This window comes from Desulfosporosinus hippei DSM 8344, assembly GCF_900100785.1.
GTDB lineage: Bacteria > Bacillota > Desulfitobacteriia > Desulfitobacteriales > Desulfitobacteriaceae > Desulfosporosinus > Desulfosporosinus hippei.
In genome coordinates, this window is the sequence record NZ_FNCP01000003.1 from 168,131 (window position 1) to 185,023 (window position 16,893).

A 16,893-nucleotide genomic window follows, 5' to 3' on the forward strand; every position below is an offset into this window, starting at 1 on the left:
AAGCCTTTCAACCCTAAGATTGAAAGGCTTCCAAAGAAAGCGAAAAGTTTTTATTAACCTTTATTCCGGCCACAAGGTTTTTAATTTGCCGATTTTTAAAGCGATGAATAGATTCATTTGGTTTTCCAGAACCGATAAATCACGTCCTAAAATCTCCGTGGCCTTTTTTAGGCGGTAGCGCAGTGTGTTGGGATGGAGGAAAAGCCTTTCCCCGGCAGCATTAAGATCCGTACTGGAAGTCAAATAAACTAAAAGGGTTTCTTCTAAGGCTAAATTGTTTTCTCTATCGAATTTCAACAATGGGCCTAGAATCTCATTGCGAAAGTCCTCCAATTCCTGCCGATCCAGTCTATAGAGCAAGCGCATTACTCCCAGATCTTGAAAGGCAATAAGGGGTTCATTCAAGTCAAACAATTGACCCAATTCCAAGGCCGAGCGTGCTTCCTGGAAGCTCCGATGAATATACCGAGCCGTGGGATATAGATTTCCCATTCCCCAAGAAAGCTGATGTTCTTTAGGATAAGCCGCCAGCAACTTTAAAACAGGCCGAAGAAGGATTTGAGCTTCTTCAGTCCATAAGTTTGCCGGAATTATGTCTGCTTGGGGGAATAGCATAACAACTTGGCCATTACGTTCCAGACAAATGGTTTTAGGGCGGTAGCTTCTTAAAGCAGACATGATTTCTGACATAATATCCTCGAAAATCTCTTGTTGGGGTGAGTCGGGGTCAAAACCGGGGATCTCCCCTACCACAACTAGGTGGGGTTTAGAAAAATCCCATCCCCATAATTTACCGCGGGATATAATGACCTCCAGAGAATCAAAATTATTATAAAGTAAGTCAAAAAGGAAATCCCGATGGTAATGCCGTTCATTTTCCTGGACGCACTGGGCTTTGGTCAATTCAAGAAGTAAGAGGGTTGCGGTTTTATCTAAAAATAGCCGCTCGATACTGCCCAGGAAGTTTAGTGAAGTGGCCATGCCCAGGTAACCTAGTATCCCTTGCTCCCCTAATAAAGGATACCAGGTGAGAGGGACGTTGAAGGGTTCAGCCCATTTGCCTGAAAAAAGTTCTCCGGCAGGGACACATAAATTTGGCAAAGACCGCTTGGGAGATATGAAGAGTGGGGGGGTTTCAGGGAGCTCGTTTCCGCCTGCCCATTCTAAGATCTCTAACTGTTTATTGAGGATAAATAGATCAAACCCCAATATTTCACGCAGATTATGCAGAATGGCAAAACTTCTTCCATGGGCCAATTGTTTTGCTAACTCCTGAAAATATTGTTCGCTTACCGCAAGAATTCTCCCCTGTTCACGTTCGATCCAGCTCACTGCGCGTTCACAGAAAGCCTCCCAGGACATCTGTTTTTTTAATGAACATTGTAAAACAATTCCATTGTTTGGATCTTTTGAAGGATCACAACCCTTTTCTATAATCATAAGCTTTATGTTGCCGTCTTCGGGTTGGAGGCTAACAAAATGACCAATCCATGGCAAGGTAATATGGCAGTGATCGTTAAATTCAAACCTCTGAACCGACCACTGCTCACATCCTTTCACTTCTGATTCATTAGGATCAGCAGGGTATAAATCAACAGATTCTAAAAAACGGTTCAGGGTAAGTGCGTAGGGTAACGATTGTTTTCTCATATAGTTCTTTTATCCATCCTTGTCCAACTTTTTCTTTACATTGTTTTCCATAAGCATTAAGAAATTATTTTAGATAGTTGATTAGAATAGTTGGCTTTTATCCCTAAAAACAAGGTCACTCCTGAATTTGATAATATCATTATTACCTCTCCCCTGATTTGCTGGCATTAATACATTTATAAATTTGACGCTTAGTTAACTGTGCGCCTATCTTAACATTTCTTTTTTTAGAATTACAGAAAATTTTTTTAATAGCCGCTTTGGGCAGGATATTAAAATTGTGTTCAGCCCTCTTACCTCACTCTCTTATACTCTTCATGAGCTTCCGGATCCTTCGGGGCTACTTAGTCAGTTCCTTCAGCAGCTCTTCGAATTCTTTGGCTCAAATTCGGAATCGATTCCGAATTTGAACTGTCCTGTCCGGCGGTGAGCTTGGCCCCATACTCTTCAAAGAGGCGCATGAGTTAATTGGCCATTCTCCATGAATTGATCATAGATTTGGCCTCCGTCAGGCACCCTCCGATTTCGACTGAACTGTAAAGCAGCATTCTGTCGGTCTGATATTTAATACTGTTAATTTTCGGCCGCGATAATCTGCGGCGTCCGCTCGCTTATTTCCTTCGTCATGATTTTCGAGCTCCTCTGCTTATTCATAAGCTTTTACGGAGGAAAAGCTTATGAATAAGACAAGATGGATTTGAACAATCTTACTCATAGTTTATGTGTTCAAGCCCTCACTTGTGACAAAATACTGGTAAGACCGTAAAGCGCCTAGGCTCTTTACGGTCTTGCCAGTATTTTTTAAACACCCTAGACAGGGGTAACCCCTGCCGGACAAGGTGCATAAGATAAAAAGGAATAACCAAGGCGTGGCCAGTCAAAATCCAGAACAAGGGGGATTTATAGATGGCTATCATTTCGTCAGGACTGGAAACCGAGATGGTTGTCCGTTATCAGATCGGTATGACTGCCGACGATTCCCCGGTATTTCGAAAAAAAGCCTTTCCGGGCTGAAGATGGACGTGTCCGATGAGGATTTTTACGAAATAGCAACCACATTATACGATTTGATATCCGCAACCCGGAGTAAACGCTTTGACCTGACTGAGGAATAGATCCCCATTCAATCAATCATTCGAGGAGAGAGGGTATTGGTATGCAAATACGCAGCAGAAGACCCTTCGGCTGACCTTTGTTACAAACAGGGGGAAGCACATTTACCCTTGCGCTGCCGGCACCACGGACAGCCCTGACCGCCACTGAAGTTGAGGCCGCTATGGAACTGATTATTTCCAAAAATATGTTTCTCACAACCGGCGGTGAATTGATTGGCAAAAAAGATATAAAAATAACAGATTCAACAACAACCGATTTGTATGATCCGCTCCTGTATTAAAGCCTACCAGAGGGGAAAATGCCTCGCCTGACGATGGCTGTTGATTTTGCGGCCCAGGGGCCGCTGTTACAAATAAAGATTCGGCCCTGCTGCGACCATGGCAGCTCAAATTCGGAATCGATTCCGAATTTGAGCAGAAACCAAGCGGTGATCCTCTAGAGATAATGCTTAAAAAATAGTTCCCTCTTTCCTCTGAATATCGAGGCGTGGCTCACTCATCCAAACCCAACAAGAAACCAAATTCTAGCAGACCCTTAGTTCATCGAGTTTTAACTCAATAACATCCCCTTAAGTTCATGCCATTTGCAATTAATATTGTTTACATTAACAAGCATATTAGACATGTCAACATTCTGAGCTTGAATCGAAGCCAAGAATTCCTCATTTGTGGCTGAATGCTGTTCTGCTATCGCTGATATACTTCCTACTTGATCATTTATTTTAACGAAATTTCCCAATACCTGTTGAGCCATTCCAGACTCCTTTTTCAATAATTGATTTTCCTGATTATAGGAATCCTTCAACTCATTAAAGAAGTGAGTCACATCCGATATTAAATCATTTCCTAATTCAATTGCGCTAAAGCCAGACTTTACTTGAGTTGTTGCAAGATTCACTTTATCTATAATATCTTGGGTTACCTTGCTAATATTTGCAACAGTCGCTGCACTTTCCTCTGCAAGCTTTCTAACTTCTTCAGCAACAACTGCAAAGCCCCTGCCGTTCTCACCCGCTCGAGCTGCTTCAATACTGGCGTTTAGGGCTAGCAGATTTGTCTGACTTGCGATTTGCGTGATTCCCTCTAAAAACAGACTTATTTGATCAATGCTGACTTTAAGAACTTCAACTGTTTCCATGGCTGTAAGAACAGACGTACTCACCGTCTTCATCTGGATATTCATTTGATTAATTTTATTAGAGCTATCCTCAACTTTGATAACCATATTACCGGAAATTTTTGCAACAATGTCAGATATTTTATTATTCTCAGCTACTAGTGTTTTGGCATTTAGCATATTGTAGTTGATATCCTCTATGTTTACAGCTTGTTCCTGTACTCCTACTGCTACTTCCGTCATGGCGACCACTATGTGGTCATTAGACTGCTTTATTGCTTCAATATTTTTGCTAAAACTGCTTAATTCAAGATCCAACACTGTTGATACTTCACTAACCTTATGCATCGTAAGCTGCAACTTATCTAGTAGTTCCCCAGTTTCTTTTTCTTTGGAGACGACCGAATCAACCAGATCTCTTCCCCATTTTGTCAGGAAAAATATCAGAATTACAGACACATTGAAATATACAAGAGTCCTTGTTAGCCCTGAAGCAGGGCTAGTAGTATTCGTCAACGCTAACGGATGCATGACATACGTTGCAATTATTATTGTGTCTATGACTCCTCCAACGATTAATACGAGCGCCTTTTCAAAATATAGGGCCGACATTGAAAAAGCTAGCATCAATAACATGAAACTACCAATACTGGGACTTTGGATATTTGTTTGTAAGGCGATTAATGATATTACAATACTAAATACGCCACCTTTAACCTGTTCCTTGATATGAACAAAGTAAACGGATGTACTAATTACTAGAACGATAAGAACTTTTACTGAATTCGTAAAAAACAAAGTGTCAAATCCATTATAAATAAGACTTTCGAGCAAAATTAAAATAGCCGCACCATAGATAACACTTAAATTGACTTTACTCACTCTTTTTAGATCATACCCCGTTGCAGTTATACGCAAGTTAAATTCCCCTTCTTTTTGAGACATATTTCACATGGCACTTTTCAAGTAAAAACCCCATGTTTCATCCTAAACGCCCTTAAATATATGATTAAAATTTAAATTAAACAATAGCTTTAATTGATCTATGTTTAAGTAGACATTGTAACTCAAATGTATATACCAAATTGTAATTCTCCAAAATGCTGAAGAAAGCAAGCTGTTGGCTTCAACCTTAGTGTTAAATATTAAGACAGGTTGACACCTACCGGCGGTCTCCAAATCAAGCAAAGAGCATAACTACGTGAGGTGATGCTAATCATAATATAATTAATAATGGACAGTTTAAAATTGATTTTATTCTAGAATGTAAAAAAGCCCTGAGGCTGTACATTGTGATGTACCTCAAGACTTCCGTTTTTATGTATCTCCACCACATTCGAGGGTTTGATTGGTGGAGGCGATGCGTATTTATCCAAACCCTCGCCTAGTCATCATACTTTCTAAGATCGTTGTACAGCCTAAGATTAATAGTATTAGCAAAAGTCTAAATCCTCAATATCATTTGGTTGTGAAAGTGTAGATTCTTATTGTTCCGGATCCGCATCATTTTGCTTAGAATCCTGTTCATCAGCTTCAATGTCTAAATACCCAAAACTATTTCGTCAATGAGTCTTGGGTATCCGAACAAACTTATGATGAGTAAGGCATTCCTTTTAAGAACCAATCATAATTGTTTTTCGACTCAAACAGGTCGATCTGCTTTGTTTTGACTGCATTTTCTTGAACTTGATAATTATTCTTCGCTGTATCCATCTCCGACTGTGTAATCATACCGAGGCTCATCCGAACCTGAGCCTCAGAAAGTGCCACTTTTTCTTCTGTTAGGTCCTGCTCTGCGAGGCATAGATCGCTTTGCTTTTTGGCGATATCATTAATGATCGAATGATAGGTTGTCTCCAGCTCTTGCTCTAACTGGGTTAGCTCCAAGTTTGCATTCATTAAATTATAATTTGCTTCTTTATACTGATATGATGAAAGGCCGTGATCCTTCTGCGCCTGTTCAAGATCAGATTGTAAGATCACAATCTCATATTTTTTAATTGCTATCGTATAACTAGACTCAAGAGCCTTCTTTAGATCAGAGTCTTGATCTTCGGGAGTAAATGCTTCATTTAAGATCGGAACAGTTCCTATTTCCGGGTACTTCTCAAAGCTAAACAGATTTTTTAGATCGCCCTTATATGAATCCATCTGAAAATGAACACTTTCCAGTTGATTTTGCAAATCAATTAACTTATTTATATTGTCGTTGACAGTCGTAAAGGGTATTAAGCCCAGTTGCTCTTTTGATTTCAGGACTTCTAATTGCTTTTGAAGCGTATCTATGCTCAAAGAAATATCAGATGAACTCAGCTTTAACTGATTATAAGCAATAAATTTACTTTCAGCAGTTAACGTCTGGGTATCATCGCTCATCGAAGCCTCGAGATCTGCTATTGCTATCGAGGTAGGCAAATCAGCAAGATTTCTCTCTAATTCCTTTAGGTTATCGAGTAAACTACGTTTTTCAGTACCAAGCGAAACGCGAGTTGAGGACTCCTCAGTCTGATCTCTCTGGCTGTCAATATCTTCAAGGTCATCCTCTAAATCCTTAATTGATCTCTTAAGATATGCCTTGGTAACCTCACTATTTAGTCTATTGTTTTGATTGATTTTAACGTCAATATTTTGTTCATTGATTATACCTTTGATATCTTTAAAATTAATGATTTTTAATTCCGCCGTGTCAGCTAAAGCCGTAAACGGTTGCCCAAAAATTAGCATGGAAGTTATTAAGGCCGACAAATATAATTTTTTCATGTTAATCCCCATTCCGCCGCTGTCGCAGGCGGCACAAATAGTTATGAAAAATGGTGTGCGACTTTCACCAAAATGCTATCATTTTCAAGAACTTTGCAGACCATAATTTAGTTATTAACTGATTCCTGGACCACTACAACCGGCGTTTTTTTCTTCTTAAACACTCCTTTAAGGTCATCTAACAGTGTATAGACTACCGGTACAACTAAGAGTGTTAAGAAAGTTGATGAAATTAGCCCGCCAATAATTGTATATGCCATAGGGATACGTGATTCAGCTCCCGTGCCTGTCGATAGTGCTGTAGGAAGCATACCAAAAATCATTGCTAAAGTCGTCATAATTATAGGCCGAAATCGTGTGGAACCTGCCTGAAGTATCGCCTGATTTCTTTCTTCTCCCTCGCTCCGTCTTTGCTTTGTAAAATCAACTAATAGTATTGCATTTTTGGTTACTAATCCCATCAACATGATAATCCCGATAAATGCCATCATGCTTAAGTTGCTTCCTGATAGAAATAGGGCCAGCAGTGCTCCTATAATGGCGAATGGCAAAGAGAATAAAATAGCAAATGGATCTACAAAACTTTCAAACTGTGCTGCTAAGATCAAGAAAATGAATAAAATTCCCATTAATAATGCTGTAATTAAGCTTGAGATACTTTCGGACAACATTTCCTGAGATCCGGCAGCTGTTTGGCTTACTCCAGTCGGCATATTTTCTTCACTGTTCAATCTCTCATTAAACATGGTATTAAAACTACCGGTTGAAACTCCAACTAAATTTGCAGTCACCTGAATCTCTCTTTCTTTGTCATATCTGTTGATAGTAGTGGAACCTGTAGTAAAAACTTGTTTTGTTACCTGATCGAGAGGGACCAGCCTATTATTTGTCCCTGGCACATAAATTCCTTTCAAGCTGTCAAAATCCGTTCTCTGATCATCTTGAAGTAACACCTTAACGCTGTAACGATCCTTTTCTGTTTCATAATGGCTTACGACAGAGCCATTAAATAGTGTTCCTAGCGTATTCGCAACAACAACTGGACTCACACCTAGATCGGCCGCTCGATCACGATCTACCTCAAGCTTTGCTTCCGCTTTTCCAGCCTTATAGTCCATACTGACATCAACAGTCCCAGGAATTTGTTTGAAGATCTTCTCAGCTCTCTGCGTATATTCTAAAAGATTACTAAAGTTATTACCTTTAAAATGTAACTGAACGTCCTTTCCTGACATAACGCTTGAACCTGTGCTCACAGAAATATTAATTCCTGGAATCTTCTTCAAGTCCTCACGCATTTTATTACCGACTTCACTCAAGCTTTCAGTTCTGTCATTCTTACCGGGTAACTTTGCTATAATTTTGATTTGCCCAGTTGTAACTGTGGAGTATAGGTACTGAACTTCAGAATACCCACCGAGAATTTCTTCCATTTGTTTAGTCGTCTTAGCAACACTCTCGAGTGTTCTTCCCCCATCGGGCTCCGCCGTAATTGTGATCTTTCCATTGTCTGTTGTCTCCATAAAACTAATTCCAATACCGGACAGAAGAGTTAAACTTGCAAAGAACATGGCCAATGCAATAAATACAGTTTTTTTCCTGTGCCTTAAGGCTACTTTAAGTATGCTAGTATATACATCGGCAAGTTTGTCAAATAAATGGTTGAACCATAATAAGAGCCTCCCCAGAATACCTGGTTTTTTATTTGTTTCACCTGTTTCTCTTTTAAGATATCTGGACGACAACATCGGCACTAAGGTAAAGGAGACAAATAACGAAACTAATACGCTGGCAGCAACGGTAATGCCAAATTGCTTGAAGTATGATCCAATCATTCCATTAACCAAGGAAATGGGGAGAAATACCGCGACTACTGCAAACGTCGTAGCCATTACTGCAAGTCCAATCTCGCTTGTTCCGTCTTTAGCTGCTTGCATCCCCGATTTGCCCATATTTAAGTGCCTCACGATATTTTCTATGACTACAATCGCATCGTCGATGAGCAATCCAACTGCTAAGGAAAGCCCCATTAAGGACATGGTGTTAAGTGAAAAATCCATTATTTTCATTACTGCAAAGGTCGTGATAATCGATGTTGGCAGTGCAATTGCACTGATGGCTGTACTGCTCCAATTTCGAAGGAATAAGAATACAACAATAACCGCTAGAATACACCCTTCAAGCATCGTTTTCTTAACTTCATCCACCGATTCCTGAATGGTCAGTGAATTGTCGCTGACAATATCAACTTTCACACCTTCAGGCAGCGACGTCTGGAGTTTTGAAATTTCTGCTTTAAGATCACTTGCAACTTGTGTTGTATTTTCCCCAGATTGTTTGACTATTTCAATGCCAATAGTCTCTTTGCCCTTATAATAAGAAATGCTGCTTCGATCCTCAATACCATCTTCCACTTGGGCTATGTCCTTGATTCGTATTTCGGTTCCGTTACGATTAGCGACTAAAACATTTAAGAAATCATTGACTTCTTTTATCGTACCATCTGTCCGTAAGGAAACCTCTTTTTCTCCGTTAGAAACTTTTCCGCTTGACATATCTACGTTGTCGCTTTGAAGACTAGCTGTTATTTCCGAAGTTGTTAGATCAAGAGACGTCATTTTTTCTTTATCCAGCAGGATATGAATTTCCCGTTCTTGTCCACCATAGGTTGTGATAGACCCCACGCCTTTAACCGTATTTAATCGTTTTACGATATCATCTTCAACGACCTGAGATAAATCCTTATTCGAAAGAGGTCCAGTGACAACGAGTGATAGAATTGATTCCGCACTAAAGTCAAACTTTTGAATAATCGGTTCATCAATATCATCTGGCAATGCAGCTCGAATTCCGTCTATTTTATCCTTGACATCTTGGGCTGCCACATCGATTGACTTATCACTATCAAATTCAATGGTAGTCTGCGAAGAACCTTCTGTAATGGTAGAGGAAATATGGCTCACTCCTGAAATCTGTCCGACTGCTTCCTCTACTTTTTTAGTTACCTTTGATTCGAGCTGTTCAGGTGAAGCTCCCGGCTGGGTAATAGAAATAGCTACAATAGGGATATCTGTATCAGGATATTGATTAATGGGTAACCCCATATAGCTCACTATACCTACTGCGACCAAAGCAATCATTACCACAATGGCAAATACAGGCCTTTTTATACTGAGATTTGCTAAAAACATAAGGTTTATCCCCCTATTCCGTTACTGCTGAGACTGTATCGCCATCTTGGATTGTATTTACATTTGTAATGATTACGCTGTCCTCTTCTTCTAAGCCATCTTTAATCTCTACCAAACCATTTGTGATTTCCCCAATACTAACAATATGTTTACGAGCGATCCCTTCATCGTTCACAAAAACCGTATAATCTCCTTGAGTACCACTTAAGGCATCGGTTGGGACTGAAAGCACTTCTTCCTTCTGGTTACCCACAATCTCAACGTTGGCATAAATACCCGGTTTTAGTGATTGATCTGGATTATCAACCAGAACTTTGCATTTAAAAACCCTTGATGAAATATCTGCAGATACTTCAATACTGTTAATCATCCCATCATATTCTTTAACTTGATCCACTCCAACTTTTACTTTGGCACTTTGTTCTAACTTTAAAGAACTTATTTCGTTTTGATCTACCTCAATTACGGCATAGATAGGTGATATATTCTTAACCTTTCCTAAAGTAGTTCCCATGTTGGCATATTGTCCTATACTGACACTTTTCTCATCAATAACGCCTGAAATTGGAGCGGTAATTGTCGTATTTACCAACGATTCTTGCAAAATTTTCAAATCTATCTGTGCAGTATTCAGAGCAGCTTTTGTTGATTCTACACTGTTCTTAGCTTTTTTTAGCGTTGTTTCTGCAATTTCTAAGTCTGCCTTGGAAATTGCCCGCTGATCAAAAAGCGTTTTTGATCTATCATAGGAAATCTGTGCATCTTCCAAAGTCAATTGATTTGCCTCTAAACTTAATTGCGAAGATAGTATCTTACTCTCCGACGATTCAATATTATTTTTAATGTCCTGATCATCTAATTTGATTAACGTATCCCCTTGGGATACATAATCGCCATTCTCAAACACGACCTGTACTACCTTACCGCTAATTTTTCCAGCTATAATTCCTTCTTCAGATGCTTCTAATGAAGCCTTATATGTAAGGGTCGAGTCCTTGGCAACATACTTTGCTTGAGCGACTTTGACAGAAACAATATTAGGAGAAGTGATTTTAGCAACTGGAGTTGTCTTTTTCCCCTTAACCAGAGTGACCCCAGCAACAAAAACGAGCACAACAACTAGGATTATAATTACTCTCTTTCTAGACACTTTAAATCCTCCTCAAGTAATCAGATTTATGCTATATAACCTGTTCTTTACATTCGCGTTGGTTTTCGGCTTTCTTACCTTCGAGTGATATTTTATACCCCCTATCTTTTTTTTTATTATTTGGTATAATACATTGTAATTAGTCAACTACTATTTATAGTAAATATTTATTTACTATAAATAGTAGTTGACTATACGACAATTGTCAATTGCCCTATTTAATTCTTCACAAATTATTCACAGGGAGGTAATTTTTATGATAGAAGACCTTGAATTAAATGAGATTGCAAAAAAGATGTCCAATCTGGTTCCCTTATTTGCAAGAAGGCTTTTAAGACCATTAGAACAAGAAGCAAAAAATCTCACAAGTCCAGTACACATGCACACAATGACTGTTCTATGTGAAAAAGAATATTTTACTATGACAGAACTCTCCAACGAAATGACTATGTCAAAGCAACAAATGACTCCTATCATTGATAAATTGGTAGCAAGTGGATATGTGCAAAGAAAACATGATACTATCGATAGAAGGTCAATAAAAATTTGTCTTACTTCCGTTGGTATAGATTTCCTTAATAACATAAATAATGAGGTAACCTACATCTTGAAAAAGAAAATCGAATGTTTAGATAAGGATGACTTAGCTTCTTTAAACGATGCTTTGGATAACCTCTTTAGGATCATAAATAAAATTCCAAAATAGGTTTTCCAAATAACTCTGTACCTGCTCCTTATCATCTGATGCGCACAAAGCTAAAAACACTTCCTGCGTGGTGATCAGACAATTTTACAGAACCTTTTTTCAATTTAAATATCTAACCCATATTCAGAAGTAATTAATCGACTGAAAGTGCTGAATCAATCCACTTAATGATCTCCCACGCAGTTCGGTATCCAAACTTTGAAAGCTTAGAGTTAAGATCTTAAAAAATTATTGATAGCTATATTGAAAAACTCCTAGTCTACAAAGGCACCTTGAAGTAAAAATCAAGGTGGCCTTTGTAGACTAGGAGTGAGATTTGATGCAAAAAAGCCCTGAGGCATACATTTTCATGTACCTCAAGGCTTCCGTTTTTATGTATCTCCACCACATTCAAGGGCTTATTTGGTGGAGGCGAGGCGTAACTATCCAAACCCTCGAATGGGAAAATTGTTTTGATTTTGCAAATCTAATCTAACACGGATAAGAAGACTGAATTACTGCACTCCAGGGGAGGAAGGATAGCATCTTTGGCAAGTCTGAACTCACGCTGATAGGGCGTTAGCAACTCCGCTACAACCGATAGCCCAAAAGGTGTCAACAAGATTACATGTACAATTAGTCATAAGATTAGTCTTATTCATACTGTCCACCCCCATTTAGTGACTTAGTACGAATTCTCTTGCAATAAAAAGCATTATCAACCCAGCCAATACTTCAAATGAGTAGATACCCGACACTCACGCCGCCCGTCCAGCGTCAATTCGCAACTAGATCTGAAAGAGAACGTATTTCCAGCAAACTACAAAACCGTTTATTATATCAGATTATACATAGTGATAATGTTCACCTATTGCAATAAAAAATAAATGCGAATTCATTTTAGCAGAGAAATAGGGATTAAAATTCTTCTAATTCCCTCGGCACTTATCGCTTGAACATTTTATTCCTAGTTCTTTACATAATTTTTTCAGATCGTGGCAAATCAATGTCATGATAACTTTTATATCTAACGTCTCTACAAATCCTTTAGTTGCAGAGCCTTTGATATAAACTTTACCAGCCTTTTTAAATAAGGCTTTAATTGTATCTGCCCCACCAGTTTTAGGGATTTTTGAGGTTTCGGGTAATCTAAGATATCGGAGTACCCCTTTTACATCATACAAGAACCAATCTTCTATGGATCGTTTCGCTTTAACGTGGATAATTTTATTGGCACCACTTGCCTTTAGCTGCTGTTCGACCTCAGACCATACCACTGGAGGATTAGCAGAGAAATCAAACACGTCTGTATCATAACACAATACTACAGTATAGTTTATACCTGCGTTTCTACTACTCATTATTTCTTTCAAAACTCTTTTTGCCCTATTTTTATAATTCCCAATACCTTTGAGGTTTCTTATAATCAATTCATCGACTCTAAATCTTTGTTCTGGAGCAAATGAGTGGAGCTGTCTAATGAGTCTATTATAGAAATCTATCTCTGTTTCACCTTCAATAAAAATCACAATAACCTTACTCATTATTTTCAGTCTCCAAGTATTGCTCAATCATCTTTATGTCCTCTTCTGTGCCACTAAGTAATTCAAACAAATAATCCCCAGTCGACATTTCCGAGTTAGATGCATCATTGATTAGTGCTTTTTGGGCAAACATACGTATTCTTTTAAATTGTGCAACACCATATTTTCCCGGCATTCCCACGTATACATTATGGGGCTCGAGATATTGAATAATATAAGGAGAGTGACTGGTAATAATTATCCTAGTCTCTCCTAACAGTTGTGTCACCACTCTTAAATAGTTCTGCAGTAGACTTGGATGTATCGAGTTTTCAGGTTCTTCAACTGCAATAAGGGAAAGATTATTTAAGTCAGCAATGATGATATTTGTTAGCAACAAAAATACTCTCTTCGCGCCATCAGACATATCTTCAAAATTAATTGGTTGATTTAAGTTATGATCATTTACGTATAAAATATATACTTCCTTACTTAATTTAAAAGGCAAATCATCAGGAAGTTGTTTGTTCAATTTTGTGTTAACACTAACTTCTTCCACATCAATCTCTGTGATTTGTGGAAAAAGTTGCATGAAAGAATTAATAAGCAATTCATATCTTTCAGGATGCTGCTTTTTTAAACTAAAAACTGCTCGAGGTAGATTATTTCCCTCCATTTCCAAAGCATCCACATTCTTTCGAATTATAGGGTCAGGACCGTATGAATTGCTAGCATCTAGATGCCTCTCAATATAAACCCTTAAGCTATTAATTCTTTTTATAATATCGTAGTAATACAGAAAGTCAAAGGCTTTCAATTTATTAACAATTAATTCATTATTTTCTATTGTAACCTTACTACTACATCTACCTGTCTCAGCACTTCGATAGAATGCTTGCCCTCCGTCCCTTTTTATTAGAACTTTATACTTTTGGTTTTTTTCATCAAGTTTTACTTTCAGCCATTCACCGACAATACTAGCACCTGTGTCGTCATCTCTAACCCACTTAAATTTATATCCATATAATACAATATATGTATTTTCATCTATTGACGTCTTCATTTCAAACTCTATTCGAAAATCCTTTGAAGGCATACTCTTATTTAAGGGAATGCCCTTCGTCCAAGACATCATATCTTTTTTAGTGTCCTCATCTCTCCTAATGAAATCTACACCAAAATCAATTGCCTGAAGTAAGTTAGACTTTCCGTAACTATTTAGAGACACCAACGCAACTAACTCACTACAAATTATTTCTGACATTTTAATGTTTCTGAAACCATCGATTGATATTTTATTCAGTTTCATATTTCCCCGCCTCTCATTAACTTGCGGAATAATCCTCATCACCATCATAACCTCCTTTACCTGAATACGCAATAAAATTTTTCGTATACATGATATTATTATCATAAAATCAGCAATATAAACGGTTTAACGCAATATAAATTTGCGTTAAAATTATCAAGTACTAAAGAATGATTTTTAATTCGGAGATTCTCAAGGCAAATCGGTTATATCCTCTATCAACTCAAGCTCCATCCAAGCCCTCCTTATAGCAATTTGGTATACATACACTTCCACATTATGGTAAATATATCCTTTATTTATATGCTTAGTAAGCATAATAGATAAATTGTCAACTGCAGAACTTGCCTTTACCTGCTCATTTAAACCGGGATCAGAGTGAGCGAGATCGGGAGTATAAAGATTAAGGACATATATATGTTGGGAGCTTGAAATAATGGGTAAGGCAGAAAGTTTCGTTCTATGCCTCTTAGCGGGAGGTGATTCAACTAGCGAAAATGTACATTAAAACTGAATGTCAAGAAAGTCTTTTTCGTGATAGTCCTTAATTACTTCTGAGACATCGTTCAACGAGGTTGCATAGAGACGCCTCAATTCTTCTAGAAAGCTGAATTTATCAGCTAGAAGTGTATTTAATCAGAAACGATTATTGAAGAGACACATTCTTCCTACTATCGCTAAACTCGATTGGCATGAATGTCGACACAAAGGCCTTATGCTATTTCATCACAAGTAAGAAGGACAATCGAGATGCTGTTGATTTGCTGTAAACAAATACTATCAATGAATACCTTTAGTACAAAGACCACCTTGAAGTAACATTCAAGGTGGTCTTTTTTTTGAGCAGAAAAATAACATCTACTCGTTTAAGACATCTGTTAAACTAACCAATCTGTTTAAGACTTGCGAACGCCGCTGGACCTATAATTATGTTTATCCATATTTGATTACATGCTCAAAATTAGAAATTAAGACTAATTGATTAGCGGCTCAGCACCCCTATTCTCTTCCACCTATTATGTTGAAAGAAGGTATTTCTCAAAGAATCTCGTCGAATCTCCAATCAACTCAAAAGTTGGCAGGGTCAATAACGCGAAAAGTGTCAGTGTTCATATTCTGTTTTGACTTAAATCCGTTGCGACTTTCTAGGATATTCCAGAAGAAATTCCCACCCATAGTTGGTAATCTCCAATTGTGAGCAAACTCATACAAAACGTCCACCTTTTAAAACGACTACTGGACTGTAACTGATTAAACTCCATCTTGAGACCCCAAAGATATTGGTAAAGATCTGTATGGAAATTCTTTGCAAACGCAAAAAAGCCCTGAGGCATACATTTTCATGTACCTCAAGGCTTCCGTTTTTATGTATCTCCACCACATTCAAGGGTTTATTTGGTGGAGGCGAGGCGGTACTGCTGGTACACCTAACATTATTGCCCTAAGAATAAAATATCTTTTAGAAGTTTTAGCCCATCCGTAAAACCTTGTCTATATGAATTTTGCCTTAGCGTGTTTCCGTAAAGTGTGGATGATTCTTCATACTGTTCGAAAACACTTTGTTTAGAACCCATTAGGTTCTTGATACTATCGCCTAAATAAATCAATTCCTTTCTCAATTTATCATATTCGGCTTTTTCCTGAGTTTTACCGCAAGCGGTATAAAAAAGTCTTTCTTCTATTAAACTCTCTATGGTTTTATCAAGTATCCCATTAGAGGTAATCTGTTTTTCAATCATGTTAAAAATCATCCTCCTTCTACTTCTTCTTTTTATAAAGCTCTTTTACTTCAACTCCTAATGCATCAGCAATCATAGCCATAGTTTTTATTCCGGGATGACCACCCTCTTCGATGGCTGCTATGCGACTTCTACTTAGTCCTGTAGCTTCAGCCAATTCTTTTTGTGTCCACCCTCTCTCCTTGCGAATCTTAGCTATTATCACGCCAATCACTTATGTCATTCCCTTTTGATGCTACCTATAAGTTTATCGCTTAAGTCATGTCGAATTGAGTAATAATTGAAAATATTAAAAGTAACTTGTTTACGCTAAATATATCATATTTTCGACACTATTTAGTAATCTATGTATATAGTTTATCCACAGGGCTTTAAACCGAAGGAAATCGCCATTACTCGCCGAAAACTAACTTTCGGTGATGAAGTTTGAAACAGCACAAGGGTTGCAGGCTTGAGGAAGTTATGCTGCGAAAAGGTATAACACAATTCGCATTAGCAGATATGACCGGCTATTCCCAGTCGCACATATCTAAAATTATGAATGGTAAAGATCTATACTTATCTACAGCTCAAGAAATAGCTAGCGCATTAGGGTATAGGGTAGATTACATTTGGCCTAATTATTTTCACGGATACCGCTAACTAAGACCCCAG

The 16,893-nt window shown here is 38.1% G+C and carries 14 protein-coding genes and 1 pseudogene; 4 read left to right on the top strand and 11 right to left on the bottom strand.

Annotated features, from left to right (window positions below; translation table 11 throughout):
• Positions 1 to 60: 60 nt before the first annotated feature.
• The 3 genes from BLS16_RS04035 to BLS16_RS24170 form a co-directional block, all read right to left on the bottom strand.
• Positions 61 to 1,650: a PucR family transcriptional regulator gene (locus tag BLS16_RS04035; RefSeq protein ID WP_092330254.1), complete on the bottom strand. Its 1,590-nt coding sequence runs from the start codon at positions 1,648 to 1,650 to the stop codon at positions 61 to 63.
• 344 nt (positions 1,651 to 1,994) lie between these two features.
• Positions 1,995 to 2,111, bottom strand: a complete 117-nt coding sequence (locus tag BLS16_RS24165) for a DUF3102 domain-containing protein (protein WP_242876181.1) — start codon at positions 2,109 to 2,111, stop codon at positions 1,995 to 1,997.
• Between the two features lie 3 nt (positions 2,112 to 2,114).
• Positions 2,115 to 2,198 (bottom strand): DUF3102 domain-containing protein, encoded by an 84-nt coding sequence (locus tag BLS16_RS24170; RefSeq protein WP_242876189.1) that lies wholly within the window; start codon positions 2,196 to 2,198, stop codon positions 2,115 to 2,117.
• A 358-nt stretch (positions 2,199 to 2,556) separates the two neighbouring features.
• Between BLS16_RS24170 and BLS16_RS24175 the strand changes: the two genes are divergently transcribed.
• Entirely contained in the window at positions 2,557 to 2,664 is a 108-nt protein-coding gene (locus BLS16_RS24175) for a DUF1659 domain-containing protein (RefSeq protein WP_242876182.1), read from the top strand.
• Between the two features lie 171 nt (positions 2,665 to 2,835).
• Positions 2,836 to 3,046, top strand: a pseudogene (locus BLS16_RS04050) (DUF2922 domain-containing protein).
• Positions 3,047 to 3,315: 269 nt separating this feature from the next.
• On the opposite strand, the gene BLS16_RS04055 reads toward BLS16_RS04050, so the two are convergent.
• The 4 genes from BLS16_RS04055 to BLS16_RS04070 form a co-directional block, all read right to left on the bottom strand.
• Positions 3,316 to 4,800, bottom strand: coding sequence for a methyl-accepting chemotaxis protein (locus tag BLS16_RS04055; protein WP_176786059.1), 1,485 nt, complete (start codon positions 4,798 to 4,800; stop codon positions 3,316 to 3,318).
• Between the two features lie 672 nt (positions 4,801 to 5,472).
• Entirely contained in the window at positions 5,473 to 6,642 is a 1,170-nt protein-coding gene (locus tag BLS16_RS04060; RefSeq protein WP_092330259.1) for a hypothetical protein, read from the bottom strand.
• Between the two features lie 107 nt (positions 6,643 to 6,749).
• Entirely contained in the window at positions 6,750 to 9,833 is a 3,084-nt protein-coding gene (locus tag BLS16_RS04065) for an efflux RND transporter permease subunit (protein WP_092330261.1), read from the bottom strand.
• Positions 9,834 to 9,846: 13 nt separating this feature from the next.
• Positions 9,847 to 10,983 carry an efflux RND transporter periplasmic adaptor subunit gene (locus tag BLS16_RS04070; RefSeq protein ID WP_092330263.1) on the bottom strand — a complete coding sequence of 379 codons (1,137 nt, stop codon included), beginning with the start codon at positions 10,981 to 10,983 and terminating at the stop codon, positions 9,847 to 9,849.
• Positions 10,984 to 11,239: 256 nt separating this feature from the next.
• Here BLS16_RS04070 and BLS16_RS04075 point away from each other — a divergent pair, with 256 nt between their 5' ends.
• Positions 11,240 to 11,689, top strand: coding sequence for a MarR family winged helix-turn-helix transcriptional regulator (locus BLS16_RS04075; protein WP_092330265.1), 450 nt, complete (start codon positions 11,240 to 11,242; stop codon positions 11,687 to 11,689).
• Positions 11,690 to 12,597: 908 nt separating this feature from the next.
• On the opposite strand, the gene BLS16_RS04080 is transcribed toward BLS16_RS04075, so the two are convergent.
• The 4 genes from BLS16_RS04080 to BLS16_RS04095 all read right to left on the bottom strand — a co-directional run bounded on the left by BLS16_RS04080 (position 12,598) and on the right by BLS16_RS04095 (position 16,453).
• Positions 12,598 to 13,212: a hypothetical protein gene (locus tag BLS16_RS04080; protein WP_092330268.1), complete on the bottom strand. Its 615-nt coding sequence runs from the start codon at positions 13,210 to 13,212 to the stop codon at positions 12,598 to 12,600.
• Entirely contained in the window at positions 13,205 to 14,539 is a 1,335-nt protein-coding gene (locus BLS16_RS04085) for an AAA family ATPase (RefSeq protein WP_176786060.1), read from the bottom strand. The genes BLS16_RS04080 and BLS16_RS04085 overlap by 8 nt, the downstream gene beginning before the upstream one ends.
• A 1,394-nt stretch (positions 14,540 to 15,933) precedes the next feature.
• The gene (locus BLS16_RS04090) at positions 15,934 to 16,239 is read right to left on the bottom strand and encodes a hypothetical protein (RefSeq protein ID WP_092330274.1); all 306 of its coding nucleotides are present in this window, start codon (positions 16,237 to 16,239) and stop codon (positions 15,934 to 15,936) included.
• 19 nt (positions 16,240 to 16,258) lie between these two features.
• A complete protein-coding gene (locus tag BLS16_RS04095; protein WP_092330277.1) occupies positions 16,259 to 16,453 on the bottom strand; it encodes a helix-turn-helix domain-containing protein in 195 nt (64 codons plus the stop codon).
• Between the two features lie 212 nt (positions 16,454 to 16,665).
• Between BLS16_RS04095 and BLS16_RS24825 the strand changes: the two genes are divergently transcribed.
• The gene (locus BLS16_RS24825; RefSeq protein ID WP_143015496.1) at positions 16,666 to 16,881 is read left to right on the top strand and encodes a helix-turn-helix transcriptional regulator; all 216 of its coding nucleotides are present in this window, start codon (positions 16,666 to 16,668) and stop codon (positions 16,879 to 16,881) included.
• Positions 16,882 to 16,893: the final 12 nt, after the last annotated feature.